Source organism: Brachybacterium sp. ACRRE, from assembly GCF_022346485.1.
Classification (GTDB): Bacteria; Actinomycetota; Actinomycetes; order Actinomycetales; family Dermabacteraceae; genus Brachybacterium; species Brachybacterium halotolerans.
In genome coordinates this window covers 63,037-77,365 of the sequence record NZ_JAKRMO010000015.1, presented here as the reverse complement: position 1 = coordinate 77,365, position 14,329 = coordinate 63,037, and the positions used below count along the sequence as shown (strand labels likewise).

Sequence of the window (14,329 nt, the reverse complement as noted above, 5' to 3'; positions counted from 1 at the left end):
AAGAGACAGCCCCGCCCCTGCCGCCTCCGCGCATTCCCACTCCACCCCCGTCGTGGAAGGAGCCCACGCATGAGAACGCTCTCCCGCCACATCCCCTCCCTGGTGATCGTCCTGCTGCTGCCGCTGCTGGTGGCGGGCATCGGCATGTGGGCGCTGACCGGCCGCGTGGACAACATCGACCGGGTGCCGGCCGCCGTGGTGAACCTCGACGAGGGCGCCACCATGAAGGTCGACGGCAAGGACCAGAAGGTGCCGCTCGGCCGCACGCTCGCGGGCGCGCTCACCCAGCCCTCGACCGCGAAGGACTCGGACCAGCAGACCGGCTTCGACTGGCAGCTGACCTCGCAGGACGATGCGAAGGACGGGCTCAAGGACGGCTCCTACTCGGCCATCATCGTGATCCCGAAGGACTTCTCGAAGAACCTCGCCTCGATCGGCTCGACCGACGCGGCGAAGGCACAGGTGCAGGTGCTCACCGACGACTCCTCCGGGATGCTCGACGGACTCATCGGCAACGCGGTCGCCACGGCCGCCTCGCAGTCGATGGGCAGCCAGTTCACCGAGCAGTACCTCGATCAGCTGTACGTCGGCTTCAACGACATGCACGACAACTTCAAGGACGTGGCCGACAGTTCGGCGGATCTCTCCGACGGCGCTGACCAGCTCGACGACGGTGTGAAGAAGTCCGCCGACGGCACCCACGACCTCGCCGACGGCGCGGGCGACCTCTCGGACGGCTCCCAGGAGCTCGCCGACTCCACGCCCGAGCTCGCCGAGGGCGCGCACGGCGTCGCCGACGGCAACAAGAGCCTCGCGACGGGGCTCGGCACCCTCGCCGACGGCACGGACTCGCTGTCGAGCGGCACGAGCGACCTGGCCGACGGCCTCGACGACCTCTCGGACGGGGCCGACGGACTCGCCGACGGCACGAAGAAGCTCTCCGGCGGCCTCGACGACCTCGCCGACGGCTCCCAGGGCGTGGCCGACGGCGTGGGCGCCCTGAAGACCGGACTGCGCGGCGACGGCACCGAGAAGAACCCCGGCCTGGTCCCCGCGGCCGACGCGATCACCGAGGGCATCGCCGGCGACGGCACGGCGAAGAACCCCGGCCTCGCCGAGGGCGCGAAGCAGCTCGCGGACGGCGCCGAGCAGGTGGGCGACGGCGCGGACACGGCCTGGAACGGAGACGGCACCGCGCAGAACCCCGGCCTGAAGGGCTCGGGCGATGATCTGGGCAAGGGATCGGCGGGCGTCTCCGAGGGCGTCACGGCGATCGACACGGTCGTGAAGGGCACGGAGGCGAACCCCGAGCAGAGCCTGGATCAGGTCTCGAAGGACGTGCAGACGTACTGCGTCGATCAGGTCGACGCGGAGAAGTGCGCCACCGCGTCCGCGGCGCTGCAGAAGCAGACCGAAGGACTCGACACGGCTCTGGCCGGCGATGGCACGACCGATCTGAAGTCGGCGGCACAGCAGACCGCCGACGGCATCGACCAGTACACCTCGGGCGTCTCCCAGGTCTTCGAGGGCGACGGCACCGCGAAGAACCCGGGCCTGGCGGCGGGCGCGAAGCAGGTCGCCGAGGGCGCGGACACCTTCAGCACCCAGGTGCCCGATCTCGTCGACGGACTCCAGGAGTTCGACAAGGGCCTGCACGGCTTCGCGGGCGGCGTCGACGACCTCTCCGACGGCGCGACCAAGGTCGCCGACGGCACGGCGTCGAGCGCCGAGGGCGCCTCGGACCTCTCCGACGGCGCCACGAAGCTCGCCGACGGCACCGGCAAGAGCGCGAAGGGCGCGCACTCCCTCGCGGACGGCGCCTCCGACCTCGCCGACGGCGCGCGCTCGAGCGCGGACGGCGCGGACACCCTCGCGGACGGCTCCTCGAAGCTCGCCGACGGCACCGACCAGCTGGTCACCGGCACCCAGGGCCTCGCGGACGGCGCCTCCGGGCTGGCCGAGGGCACCGAGAAGCTCGCCGACGGCAACGACAAGCTCGCCGACGGCGCGGACCAGCTCTCCGACGGCACCGGGAAGCTCTCGGACGGCCTCGCGAAGGGCGCCGATCAGATCCCGAGCTACTCCAAGGGCGACCGCGAGAAGATGTCGACGATGGGCGCCCAGCCCATCTCGACGTTCTCCTCGCGGGCGAACGAGGCCTCGGGCGCGGCCACCGCGACGTTCCCGTTCGTGGTGGCGCTGGCCCTGTGGCTGGGCGCCTTCGGCACTTTCCTGCTGATGCCCGCGCTCTCCAAGCGCCTGCTGGACGGCGCGGTGCCGATGTGGAAGGTCGTGCTGCGCTCGCTCGTGCCCGGCCTGCTGCTGGCGATCGTGCAGACGGTGGCGGTGCTCGCGGTGATCACGGCGATCGGCATCTCGCCGGTCTCGCCGCTCGCGGTGGGGCTCGTGTGCCTGGCGGGGGCGGTGATGTTCGCGGCCTTCCACCAGGCGCTGCTCGCCCTGCTCGGGGACCGGATCGGCAGGATCCTCTCGATCGTGCTGATGGTGCTGCAGGTGGTGGTGCTCGTGGGCATCCTGCCGCTGCAGACGGCCCCGGAGCTGCTGCAGTCGGTGAGCGGGCTGATGCCGATCACGATCGTCAGCCGCGGCCTCGTGCACGCCTCGCTCGGAGGGTCCCTCACCTCGACGACCGCGACGCTGCTCTCGATCGCCGCCTGGTTCGCGGTCTCGGTGCTCGTCACCCTGGTGGCCTCCCGGAACGCGCGCACGGTGAAACCCGCGAAACCGCCGAAGCACGCGCGCGGCGGCGCCCACGCGGCCGCCTGAGCCGGTCCGTCCCGGGGCCTCCGCGCTCAGTGGAAGTCCCGGGACCTCCCGGCGCCGGCGAGCTCGAGCACCTCGACCCCGTCGGCCACGAGGTTCACGGCGCCGGTGAGGTTCTCGACGATCCCGCGGACCACCACCGAGCGCGAGGTGCGCAGCACCGCCCGGTGCCGTGACCAGAACCCCTTCGAGCAGACCACGTTGAGGATCCCGGTCTCGTCCTCGAGGCTGAGGAAGGTGATGCCGCTGGCCGTCGCGGGCCGCTGGCGGTGCGTGATCACCCCGCCCACGCGGATGCGCGTGGAGTCCTCGGCCGCGCGCGCCCCGCGGATGGAGAGCACGCCCGCCTCCTCCATCTCCTCGCGCACGAGCACCATCGGGTGGTCGGCGAGCGTGATGCCCGTGGCCCAGGAGTCGGCGGCGGCGATCTCGGCGTCGCTGAGCCCGGGCAGCATCGGCGCGTCGGCCCCGATGGCCAGGTGCGGCAGCACGTCGGGCGACTCCTGCGCCGCAGCGCCCGCGGCCCACAGGGCCTGTCGGCGCGAGGGCGCGAGGGCGTCGAGCGCCCCGGCGGTCGCGAGCGCCTCGAGCTGACGGGCGCTGAGGCGCACCCGCCGCGCGAGGTCGCTGATGGAGGCGAAGGGCCCCTCCTTCTCGCGGGCGCTCACGATCTCCTCGGCCTTGTCCTCCCCGATCCCGCGCACCTGCGTCAGGCCCAGCCGGATCACCGGCCCCCGTCGCGCCGCCTCCCCCGTGACCTGCGGGCGCGCGGCGCGCAGGGCGTCCTTCTCCGGGTCCGTCCAGCCCTCCGGGCCCCGGTGCCGCGCGGCCGGGCCCAGCACGTCCTCGTTGCCGGGCAGCGTGTACGCGCGATGGCCCGTCCCGTCCCCTGCGCCTCCCGTGTCCCCCGTGTTCCCCGTGTTCCCAGCATCGGTCTCGAGCCCGGTCTGCACCTCGGAGACGGTGACGTCGACCCCGCGGGTGAGGACGCCGTGGCGGCGGGCGTCGGCCACGAGGGACTGCGGGGAGTAGAAGCCCATCGGCTGGGAGCGCAGCAGCGCCGCGGTGAACGCGGCCGGGTAGTGGCACTTGAGGTAGGCGCTCGCGTACACGATGTAGGCGAAGGAGTAGGCGTGGGACTCGGGGAAGCCGTAGTTCGCGAAGGCCAGCAGCTTGCGCTGGATCGCCTCGGCGTCCTCCCCCGTGATCCCGTGGCGCGCCATGCCCGCGAACAGCTGGTCCGAGAGCGCGAGCATCTTCTCCGTGGACCGCTTGGAGCCCATGGCGCGGCGCAGCTGGTCCGCGAGCGCCGGGGTGAAGTCGGCGACGTCGACCGCCATCTGCATGAGCTGCTCCTGGAACAGCGGCACCCCGTAGGTGCGGCCCAGGGACTTCTCGAGCAGCGGATGCAGGTAGGTGGTCTCCTCCTCCCCCGTCCGACGGCGGATGTAGGGGTGCACGGAGCCGCCCTGGATGGGGCCGGGACGGATCAGGGCGACCTCGACGACGAGGTCGTAGAAGCACTCGGGACGCAGCCGCGGCAGGGTCGCGATCTGCGCGCGCGACTCGACCTGGAAGACGCCCACGCTGTCGCCCGCGCACAGCATGTCGTAGACCGCGGGGTCCTCCTGCGGGAGGGTGCGCAGGCCGTGGCGCTCCCCGTGGTGCTCGGCCACGAGGCGCAGGCAGTGGTCGATCGCGGTGAGCATCCCGAGGCCCAGCAGGTCGAACTTGACCAGGCCCGCGTCGGCGCAGTCGTCCTTGTCCCACTGCAGCACGCTGCGGTCCTCCATCGCCGCCCACTGCACGGGGCAGATCTCGATCACCGGGCGGTCGGCGAGCACCATGCCGCCGGAGTGGATGCCCAGGTGGCGCGGGGCGTCGCGCAGACGGTGGGCGAGCTCGACGACGTCGGCGGGGATGTCGGCATCCGCGAGGGAGCGGAAGGAGCGCTCGATCCGCTTGGACCACGCGTCCTGCGTGCCGACGTCGTAGCCCAGCGCGCGGGCCGCATCGCGCACCGCGAGCTTCGCCCGATAGCTGATGACGTTGGCGACCTGCGCGGCGCACTCGCGGCCGTGGCGCTCGTAGACGTGCTGGATGACCTCCTCGCGGCGGTCGGAGGCGATGTCGAGATCGATGTCCGGCGGCCCGTCCCGCTCGGGCGCGAGGAAGCGCTCGAAGAGCAGGTGATGGCCGACGGGCTCGACGGCCGTGATCCCGAGCGCGTAGCAGACGGCGCTGTTGGCGGCCGAGCCCCGGCCCTGGCACAGGATCTCCTCCTCCTCGCAGAAGGCGACGATCTCGTGGACGATGAGGAAGTAGCCGGGGAAGTGCAGGCCGGAGATGATCTGCAGCTCCCGGTCGATCTGCGCCCACGCCCCGGGGACCCGCTCCTCCGCGGCCGGCGCGTCGGCCGCGGCGGCCCCGCCCGTCCTGCCCGTCCCGCCCGTCCTGCCCGTCCTGTCCGTCCCGCCCGACCCGGGCCGCGGGCCGTAGCGCTCGCGCCCGCCCTGCTCCACGAGCTCGCGCAGCCAGCTGTCCTCGGTGTGCCCCGCGGGCACGGGGAAGGGAGGCAGGTCGGGAGCGAGCAGCTGCAGGTCCAGCGCGCACTCCTCGGCCATCCGCGCCGCGGCCGCGACCGCACCGGGATGGCGCGGGAGCAGCTGCGCCATCTCCTCGCCGCTGCGCAGGTGACCGGGCCGCGAGGGGAGGTGAGCATCGGCCTCGGCGAGGGACGTGCCCGCGCGCAGGGCGGCGTGGACGTCCACGAGGCGCGTGTCCGCGGGGCGGGCGCAGTGCGCGTTCGTGGTCGCCACGAGCGGCAGGGTGAGCTCGTCCAGACCCGTCTCCTCGCGCACGAGGCGCGCGCCCTGGGCGAGGGCGTCGTGGATCTCGTCGTCGAGCTCGTCCCCGCCGACCATGAGCTCGACGGCGACGTTCCCGTGCCCGTACAGCTCGAGCAGCCGGGCGATCTCGCGCTGCGCCGCGCAGGTCGCGCCCTCGCGATCGCCGTCGGCCACGAGCGGGCGCACCGCCCGCAGCACCGCTCCCTTGCGGCAGCCGGTGAGCACGAGCCAGTGCCCCTCGCGGGCGATCCGGGAGAGCTCGGCGAGGCGGTAGCGGGGCGTGGCCTTCTTCCTGCTGTCGAGGTGGGCGCGCGCGATCGCGGCCGACAGCGCGCGGTACCCCTGCTCGTCGCGCACCAGGACCAGCAGGTGCTCGCCCTCGGGGTCGGGGACGCCGGTGCGCTCGGGCGAGAGCACGGGGGTGCTGCTCGCGCGCTCGCTGCCGGGCTCGCTGCCCAGGGTCAGCTCGGCGCCGAGCACGGTCGCGAGGCCCGCCTCGCGCGCGGCGCGCGAGAAGCGGACCGCACCGGGCAGCCCGTCGTGGTCGACGAGGGCGAGCGCGCGCAGCCCGAGCCGCGCGGCCTCGTCGACCATGTCCTCGGGGCTCGAGGCGCCGTCGAGGAAGCTGAAGTGCGAGTGCGCGTGCAGCTCGGCATAGGCGATGTCGGTGCGGGGGCCGCCATCGGTCGACGGGGCCGACGGGCCGGGCTCCCCCTCCCCCGGCTCCCCCGCCGGCGCATGCTGCGGCGGCAGCGCGCGCTCGGACGGCACGGGGCGGTCCGAGAGCAGCGCCTCGAGGTCGTTCCAGGAGGGCGGACCCAGGAACCAGCGGCTCATCGGGACTCCTCCGCCACGGATCTCCTCGTCATGGATCTCCTCGTCGTGGATCCCCTAGTCATGGATCCCCTCCACGGTCCAGGCGCCCTCGCGGCTGAGCAGCACGAGGGCGTGCCCGGGCTCGATGACGACGGCGAGGCGGGCGGCGCGCCGACCGTCGGGCCGCCACCAGCGCTCGTCGAGGACCGTGGGCGCCCCGTGGGCGAGCACGCGGTGGGCCCTGCCCGCGGCGACGCCGTGGCTCACGAGCGCCTCGATCCCGTCGGCCCCCGCGCTCCCCGCCCGCGGCACCTCGAGGACCGCGGGCGGGGCGCTCAGCAGGGCGCGGGCGGTGACCACGACCTCCGCGCCCTCCGCGTCCCGCAGCACCACGAGCGGCGGGGTGCGCAGCACGACCGACGGCAGCGGGCGCGGCATCGACCCCGGCCACGGCCCGGGCCGCGCCGTCGGCCGCTCGCTGCGCCAGGGCACCAGCGCCACCTGCTCGGCGAGCAGACGGCCCCCGACCTCGACGGGGACGAGCACCGCCTCCTCCCCCGCGAGGCCCTGGGCGCGGGCGAAGGCGCGGCCGGCCCGCTGCGCGGCCTCTCCCGCGCTCCCCCACAGCGCCGGCGCGCCCTCGCCCGCGGGGAGCAGCTGCACGGGCTGGAGGGCGAGCCGCGTGATCTGCCCGGTCTGCTCGCCGCGCAGTCGCGCCCGGGTGATCCAGCCGTCGCACTGCCAGCGGATGCGGTCCACGACGTCGGCCGGGGACAGGGCGCCGTCGTGGCGCCAGGTGCGCTCCATCTCCTCGCCCGAGGCGGTGAGCGCGAGGATCCGCAGACGCGTGCAGATCAGTCCGCGCGCGACGAGCATGCCGTGCAGCTCCTCGGCCATCGGCCGGGCCGCGAAGGCCGCCTGGTCCACGCGCACGAGCGGCGGGTCCAGGGTGCGCGCGACCTCGAGGGGCTGCGTGGGATGGTGCGCCTGGGGCGGGGTGGGCTCGCCCCCGCGCGCGAGCAGGTGCAGCTGGGCGACGTCGGGCCCGAAGCGTGCGGCGACCGAGGTCGCGGGAAGGTCCGCGAAGTCCCCGAGGGTGCGGATGCCCAGGCGCTCGAGCAGGTCGATGACCTCGGCGAGGTCCACGCGGCGGGTGCGGTCGGCGTCTGCCGCGGGCTGGTCGCGGTGTCCCCATCCGGGGCCGACGGGCGCGTCGCGCAGGGCTGCGATCGCATGCGGCTCCAGATAGTCGCGGCTGCGTCCGGGGCGCACGATCCTGCCCGAGCGCGCGGCCAGGAGCGCGGCGAAGGGGCCGTCGGCGATGCCGACGACGGCGTCCCAGCCGGTGAGCTCGGCGACCGCGTCGACGACCGCCTCGGCGAGGGCCTCCTCCCCGCCGCGGTGGCGGGAGGGGCCGCGCGCGGACATCAGCAGCACTCCCGGCCGCAGCACGTCCACGCCCGCGGCGACGGTGTCCACGGCGGCCGCGACCAGCTCGAACAGGGCGCTCTCGTGCTCGACATCGGCCTCGACGACGACGGCCTCGGGACATGCGGCCTGCGCGGCGCGGCGGCGCATCCCGATCCCGACGCCGACCTCGAGGGCGGCGGCATCGGCATGGGAGACCCGATGGCGGTCCATGACCACGACGGGGGCAGCTGCGTTCTCCGCGTCGGCGTGCTCCGCCCTCTCCTCTCGTCCTCCTCCCGCTCTTCCCGTCTCTCCTGCTCTTCCCGGCCGGGCGAGCTTCTCCCGGGCGGCGAGGAGCGGCCAGGCGGGGACGACGACGGCCGCGATGCGCGTCGCGGGCGGGGAGCCGGCGTGCTCCACCCCGCCGGCCTCCTCCATCCCGCCGGCGTGCTCCATCCCGCCGGCCTGCTCGGAGCTCGGGAACCCGGGCAGCAGGAGCTCCCTTCCGTTCATCCCGCCCTCCGGATCACCCGCAGCGGTGCGGGAACGACCTGGTCCGGAGCGGCCCGGTCGGGCGCGGCCAAGTCCTGAGCGGCCCGGTCGGGCGCAGGGGCCGCGGCGAGCAGGCCGTGCACCTCGGGCAGCACCACGTCCACGGCGCGGCCCTCGGGGATCCCGCGTCCGGCAGCGCTCACGCGCAGGGTGCGCCGACGCAGACGGCCGGTGCCCCGTCCCAGCCCTTCCCACGACTCCGCCTCGGCCCGCAGATGCAGGTCGGCACGGGCGACGGGCGCGGCGGCGAGGACCAGGGTGTCCTGCGCGCGCGCCCGATCGGTCAGGCTTCGCCAGAGGGAGGCCGTCAGTCGCAGCCGAGGACCGAGCACGAGCACGCCGACCCCGTCCACGAGCGCAGACAGCACCTGCGGCAGCTGGGGCATCCCCTCGACGGCTGTGGCCGGGGCGATCGCGAGGCGCTCGAGGTCGAGCCCGGCGTCGCGTGCGGCGCGCAGGCCGAGGTCGGGCATGCCCGCGAGCGCGCACCAGCCGTCCTCCCCCGCCGCCGCTGCGGCCATCGCGAGCATCAGGGAGACCGAGCAGGAGCCGTCGATCGCGACCGTGCTCCCCGCGCGCAGGGATCCGTAGGGGGTGAGCGGGGCGAGCGGCGGGGGCAGGGGCGCGCGGCTGTGATCGTCGGCCGCCTGCATCCCCGCGGTTCCCGCGTCTGCGCCGGCCGTCGGGGTCCGACGGGACTCTCCCCCGGGGCCGACGGAGGACGCTCCCCCGGGGCCGACGGAGCCGACGATCCCCGTCGGCCCGCCGAGGTCCGGCGTGCCGCCGGTATCCGTCGTTCCGCTGATATCCGTGTTCCCGCCGAGCCTCGTCGGCCCGCCGGAGGAGAACGCGGTGCGGTCGATCCTCCCGCCATGGCGCGCGGTGGTGCGCTCGGCGACGCCGAGTGCGGCGCGGGCGCGGGCGAGCCGCTCCTCCCGGCTTCCTCTCGCGCCTCTCGCCGTTCTTCCCGGCGCCCTCCTCTCCTCGTCCGGCGCCGATGCCTTCCCCTGCCTCGGCGCCTCGTGCATCTGCAGATGCGTGCTCATGCTCCACCTCCTCCGGTCCTGCCGTCATCCGACATCGAACACGCGTTCGAATAGTACGCCCTCGCGCGCCGTGTCGGAGCGGCCGCGGCGACCGGGAGAGCCTCCCGGTGCGGGGTCACAGAGAAGCCTGGGGCGTCGGACCGACATCCGAACTGGGGCGATGGGTCCATGTCGTGATGCATATCACACTAGAACATGCGTTCGACCACTGGTGCCCGAGAGGTCGATGGTGTTGCATGGGGACATGGACATTTCGGGCACGATGCGGTGTATGCCGATGAGGGACGGCGGTGGGGAGGACCCCCGCCGCACCCCTGGCCGCGCCCGTCAGCTCGTGCTGCGCGACGCCTCCGCGGGGTCGGAGCACGTGTGCGAGATGGTCGCTGTCGACGCGTCCCCCGGAAGCGGTCTGGAGATCTCCGACATCGCCCGCGCCCTGGGGCAGCTCGCGAAGGATCCGGAGGGGCCCTTCGGTCCCGCGGATGCCGATCTCACCGCGTTCGAGCTCTCGGACACCCTCGCCGCCTTCGAACAGCTGCGCTCCGCTCTCGGTGCCCTCGAGATCCGTGTGACCACCGCCCTGGACGAGCGCCTGCGCGAGGAGGACACCGCACACGGCGTCGCCGAGCGCGATCACGGACGGCGGACCGCCGGCGAGATCCGGATGGCCTCCCGGATCTCCCCCGCCCTCGCCTCCGCCCGGCTGAACTCGGGGAAGCGGCTCGTGCGGGACATGCCGCGCATGTTCGAGGCCCTGGCCGACGGGCGCATCGGGGTCGACGCCGCCCATGCGATCGGGCGCAGCAGCGGCCCGCTCGAACCGGAGCAGCGCCGGGAGGTGGATCAGATCATCGCCGCGCGCGAGCCCGATCTCGACGGTGCCTCGCCCGCGCAGTGGAGCCGGGAGGTCTCCGCCCTCGCCCAGCAGCTCGATCCGCGGGGTGAGGACGGGCGGCACCTGCGTGCGCGCATGCAGCGCGGCGTGACGGTCACGCCGGGAGCCCACGGCATGGGGCACGTCCACGCGCACCTCTCGGCGCTCGACTCCGCCGCGATCCATCGCAGGCTCACCGTCGAGGCGCAGTCGCTCAAGGCCCAGGGTGACGAGCGCACCCACGCGCAGATCATGGCGGATCTCTTCTCCGACACGCTGCTGGGACGCGATGAGCAGATGGACCCCGTGCACCTGGAGGTCGGCGTCGTCATCACCGAGCGCACCCTGATCACCCCGGATCACGGCGACCCGGCGATGATCGAGGGATACGGAGCGGTGCCGCCGCGAGCCGTCCGCGACGAGATCGTCCAGCGACTCCCCCGTTCCGTGCCCGATGCCGCGCCGAGTGCGCCCGGGCAGGATGCGCAGCAGGCTGAGGACGCGCCCGCGCAGGATGACCACAGCCCCCTGAGCGACGAGGGCCTGCTCCCGCGGCAGGCCGCTGAGGCCCCTGTGACCGAGCTCTTCGACGAGGAGTCCCGGCTGACCCTGCGTCGCTTGTTCACCCACCCCGCCTCCGGCGAGCTCATCGCCATGGAATCGCGCGCCCGCGCGTTCCCTGCCCGGCTCGGATACCTCGTCCGGCTGCGCGACTTCCGCTGCGCGGGACCGTACTGCTCGTCGGCCATCCGCCAGATCGACCACATCGAGCCACATGCACAGGGCGGCGCGACCAGCGCGGACGACGGCCAGGGACTGTGCGCCTACTGCAACAGCACCAAGGAGCTCCTCGGGACCGCCGAGCGGGTCGGCGAGGAGACGGATCCGCATCGCGTGCACTGGAGATCGAAGCTCGGGCGCACCGCCACGGTCTCCCCGAGCCCGCTGACAGGTCTGCCGCCGGGCACCCCATCCGACGCGATGCCCGACGCGATTCCCGGGGCGCCGCCCCACGCCGAGTCCAGTGCCGCGCGCGCGGCACCCGCGGCGCCCGGCGCGATCCCGTCGGCCATCACCGCACCCGAGGACGATCCGTTCGACGGGGATGCAGCCCCGCTGCCGCCGATCCACCGGATCGAGGACCTGCGTTGGGAGCGTGACCGCCGACGTGCCGCGCGGATCCGCGACGACGACGGGCACGACGACGATCGGCTCCCCGACACGCGCAGTGCGTGACCTGCCCGCCCCCGAATCCGCCGCTCGAACGGCACTGTCCTCGTACCGGCCTGCCCCGTAGCCTGCTCGGAGCCATCCTGAGGAGGAGCGAGACATGCGTGCACTGGTGCTGCAGGAGAAGGGCCGGATGGGGATCGAGGACGTCCCCTCCCCCGGCGCCCCGGGCCCCGGCGAGGTCCGGATCGCGATGCACACGGTCGGCATCTGCGCCTCCGACGTCCACTACTGGACCGAGGGCCGCATCGGTCCGTTCGTCGTCGAGGCGCCGATGATCCTCGGCCATGAGGGCGCGGGGACGATCGTCGAGGTCGGCGAGGGCGTCACCGGACTGTCCGTCGGCGACCGCGTCGCGATGGAGCCGGGCATCCCCGATCCCGCTTCGCGGGCGACGCTCGAGGGCCGCTACAACGTCGACCCGGCCGTGCGCTTCTGGGCGACCCCGCCGGTCGACGGCTGCCTCGCCGAGGAGGTCGTCCACCCCGCCGCCTTCACCTACCGCCTGCCCGACGCCCTGAGCTTCGCCGAGGGCGCACTCATCGAGCCCTTCGCCGTCGGCATGTTCGCCGCGACGAAGTCGCAGATCTCCCCCGGGGACGTCGTCGCCGTCGTCGGCAGCGGGACGATCGGCATCATGACCGCGCTGGCCGCGCGCGCCGGAGGAGCGAGCCGCGTCTTCATCAGCGATGTGCAGAGCGCGAAGCTCGGACTGCTCGACGGCCTCGCGGGCATCATCTCGGTCGACGCCGCCCAGGAGGATCTCGGTGAGCGGGTGCGCGAGGAGACGTCGGGATGGGGTCCGCAGGTCGTGATCGAGGCCTCGGGCGCCGCACCCGCCTACGGGAGCCTGTGGACGATCCCGGCGCCGGGCGGGCGCGTGGTGCTCGTGGGCATGCCCGTCGAGCCCGTGGCCTTCGACGTCGCGACGGCGCAGAGCCGAGGGATCTCGATCGAGACGATCTTCCGCTATGCCAACGTGCACCGGGAGGCGATCGATCTCGCTGCGAGCGAGGCCGTTGACCTGGGCCGCTTCGTCACCGAGACCTTCGCGTTCGAGGACTCGGAGAAGGCCTTCGAGCGCTTCCTCGAGGGACGGCCGACGGACGTGAAGCTGCAGATCGCCTTCTGAGACGACCACCCGCTCCCATACCCTGACCAGCGCCGATCATTGTGGAGGAACGACGGTGTGGATGACCGGGAAGGGAGCGGAAAGCGTGGGGCCATGCTTGCCGCATGCTCTATCGACTCGGATTCTGGCTCGGACCGACACCCACTGACCCCATCGACGCCTGCGCCGCCCTGAACCAGCACATCTTCGCCACGGACCACGCCTGGGGCGAGACCGGCACACCCGTACCGCCGGTGCCGCGGATCGCGGCCTTCGTGCAGGAGGCGCTGCGACGGTATCCCGTGGACGACGACGGCGGGGAGGGCATCCCCATCTGGAAGTACACCGACGTCGAGGCGTGCGCCGCAGGTCAGGCCTTCCATGCGAATCTCACCGGACTCGGCGCCGAGATCGCCAGGGACGACCTCGCGGAGCTCGCCGCATCGCTCGACATCAACGCCTTCGATCTCGTGCAGCATCGGATCCTCCCCGATCGTCGGCCCGGTGCCGCGCCCGGGGAGCAGCATCCGCACCCCGATGTGCTGCCCGCGTTCCTCGCGCGAGAGGAGGCGGACGACCGGGCGGACGACCGGGCCGACGCCCGGGTCGGCGACCGGGCCGACGGAGGAGCGCGGGACTTCTTCGAGCTCGAGCGGGCGGCCTACTCCCCCGGCGCGCGCGTGTGCGACGGACCCGAGCGTGCGCAGGAGACCCTCGGGCTGCACGGCGTCCGGGTCTCCCCGCGCCAGGCGGCGTCGCGGCTGCTGTTCTGAACCTGCGCAGCGGAGCCTGGATGGGGAGGGAATCACAGCGGGGCGCGGAGCAGGAGCAGGACGCGGTCGTCGAAACTCCTGGACAGTGAGTGCGGCGAGTGCTTGCCTCATCCCATGGACACCCATGAGGAGACCCGGCGCGCGTGGGACGAGGCCTCCCGCAAGCACGTGCGCGAGTACGGGAGCCTGCTCGCCGAAGCGCGCACCGCGCGACTGCTCGCGTGCGAGGAGCGCCTGCTCGACGGCCTCGTCGAGCATGCCGAGGTGATCCACCCGCAGAGCGGCCACGGCATCGACGATCATGCACTGCTGCGCCTCGGTGCCGCCTCGGTGCGGGGCGTGGACTACTCGCCGACGGCGGTCGAGGCGGCGCAGCGCCGTGCCGACGAGCTGGGCGTCCCCGCCCGCTACATCGTCGCGGAGCTTCCGCAGACGGGCCTCGGGACCGCGTCGGCCGACCTCGTGTACACCGGCAAGGGGGCGCTGATCTGGATCGAGGACCTCGGCGCCTGGACGGCGGAGATGCACCGGCTGCTGCGACCCGGCGGCCGGCTCTTCATCCACGAGGCGCACCCGCTCGTGCCGCTGTGGACCTGGGATCCCGACGCCCCGCGTGTGCGCGAGGACCGCGGCTACTTCGCGTCCCGTCACGTCAACGACACGTTCCCCGGCCGCGGGGCGACCGAGCATCAGCGCACGCTCGCGGAGACGGTGATGACCCTCGTGCGCGGAGGGTTCGACCTCGAGCGGTTCGAGGAGCATCCCGAGCCGTTCTGGCGGCCCGACGGCGCGGAGCCGGCGGCAGCCTGGGACGGGCGCCTTCCCAACAGCTTCAGCCTGCTCGCGCGCCGCGTGGGGTGACCTGCGATCTGGCTGTCGGGCGC

General features: G+C 73.7%; 8 protein-coding genes. 5 read left to right on the top strand and 3 right to left on the bottom strand.

Going from position 1 to position 14,329, the window contains the following annotated elements; genetic code table 11:
• Positions 1-69 precede the first annotated feature (69 nt).
• Complete coding sequence (locus tag MHY49_RS06600) at positions 70-2,787, top strand: YhgE/Pip domain-containing protein (RefSeq protein WP_239203261.1); 2,718 nt, start codon at positions 70-72, stop codon at positions 2,785-2,787.
• 26 nt (positions 2,788-2,813) lie between these two features.
• Here the strand turns inward: MHY49_RS06600 and MHY49_RS06595 are convergent, their stop codons facing one another.
• The 3 genes from MHY49_RS06595 to MHY49_RS06585 are packed head-to-tail and all read right to left on the bottom strand — an operon-like array spanning position 2,814 to position 9,457.
• The gene (locus MHY49_RS06595) at positions 2,814-6,470 is read right to left on the bottom strand and encodes an error-prone DNA polymerase (RefSeq protein ID WP_239203260.1); all 3,657 of its coding nucleotides are present in this window, start codon (positions 6,468-6,470) and stop codon (positions 2,814-2,816) included.
• Positions 6,471-6,524: 54 nt separating this feature from the next.
• Positions 6,525-8,372, bottom strand: coding sequence for a DNA polymerase Y family protein (locus tag MHY49_RS06590; RefSeq protein WP_239203259.1), 1,848 nt, complete (start codon positions 8,370-8,372; stop codon positions 6,525-6,527).
• On the bottom strand, positions 8,369-9,457 hold the full coding sequence (locus MHY49_RS06585; protein WP_239203258.1) for a hypothetical protein: 1,089 nt from the start codon (positions 9,455-9,457) through the stop codon (positions 8,369-8,371). Before MHY49_RS06585 ends, MHY49_RS06590 begins: the two co-directional genes overlap by 4 nt.
• A 271-nt stretch (positions 9,458-9,728) precedes the next feature.
• On the opposite strand from MHY49_RS06585, the gene MHY49_RS06580 reads away from it, so the two are divergent.
• The 4 genes from MHY49_RS06580 (at position 9,729) to MHY49_RS06565 (ending at position 14,306) form a co-directional block, all read left to right on the top strand.
• A complete protein-coding gene (locus MHY49_RS06580; protein ID WP_239203257.1) occupies positions 9,729-11,567 on the top strand; it encodes an HNH endonuclease signature motif containing protein in 1,839 nt (612 codons plus the stop codon).
• Positions 11,568-11,661: 94 nt separating this feature from the next.
• Positions 11,662-12,693 carry an NAD(P)-dependent alcohol dehydrogenase gene (locus MHY49_RS06575; RefSeq protein ID WP_239203256.1) on the top strand — a complete coding sequence of 344 codons (1,032 nt, stop codon included), beginning with the start codon at positions 11,662-11,664 and terminating at the stop codon, positions 12,691-12,693.
• A gap of 104 nt (positions 12,694-12,797) precedes the next feature.
• Entirely contained in the window at positions 12,798-13,445 is a 648-nt protein-coding gene (locus MHY49_RS06570) for a hypothetical protein (protein ID WP_239203255.1), read from the top strand.
• A 114-nt stretch (positions 13,446-13,559) separates the two neighbouring features.
• Positions 13,560-14,306, top strand: coding sequence for a class I SAM-dependent methyltransferase (locus MHY49_RS06565; protein ID WP_239203254.1), 747 nt, complete (start codon positions 13,560-13,562; stop codon positions 14,304-14,306).
• Positions 14,307-14,329 lie beyond the last annotated feature (23 nt).

Coding starts and splice junctions, on each gene's coding strand:
- MHY49_RS06600 (WP_239203261.1), top strand. CDS start 70: ATGAGAACGCTCTCCCGCCACATCCCCTCCCTGGTGATCGTCCTGCTG.
- MHY49_RS06595 (WP_239203260.1), bottom strand. CDS start 6,470: ATGAGCCGCTGGTTCCTGGGTCCGCCCTCCTGGAACGACCTCGAGGCG.
- MHY49_RS06590 (WP_239203259.1), bottom strand. CDS start 8,372: ATGAACGGAAGGGAGCTCCTGCTGCCCGGGTTCCCGAGCTCCGAGCAG.
- MHY49_RS06585 (WP_239203258.1), bottom strand. CDS start 9,457: ATGAGCACGCATCTGCAGATGCACGAGGCGCCGAGGCAGGGGAAGGCA.
- MHY49_RS06580 (WP_239203257.1), top strand. CDS start 9,729: ATGCCGATGAGGGACGGCGGTGGGGAGGACCCCCGCCGCACCCCTGGC.
- MHY49_RS06575 (WP_239203256.1), top strand. CDS start 11,662: ATGCGTGCACTGGTGCTGCAGGAGAAGGGCCGGATGGGGATCGAGGAC.
- MHY49_RS06570 (WP_239203255.1), top strand. CDS start 12,798: ATGCTCTATCGACTCGGATTCTGGCTCGGACCGACACCCACTGACCCC.
- MHY49_RS06565 (WP_239203254.1), top strand. CDS start 13,560: ATGGACACCCATGAGGAGACCCGGCGCGCGTGGGACGAGGCCTCCCGC.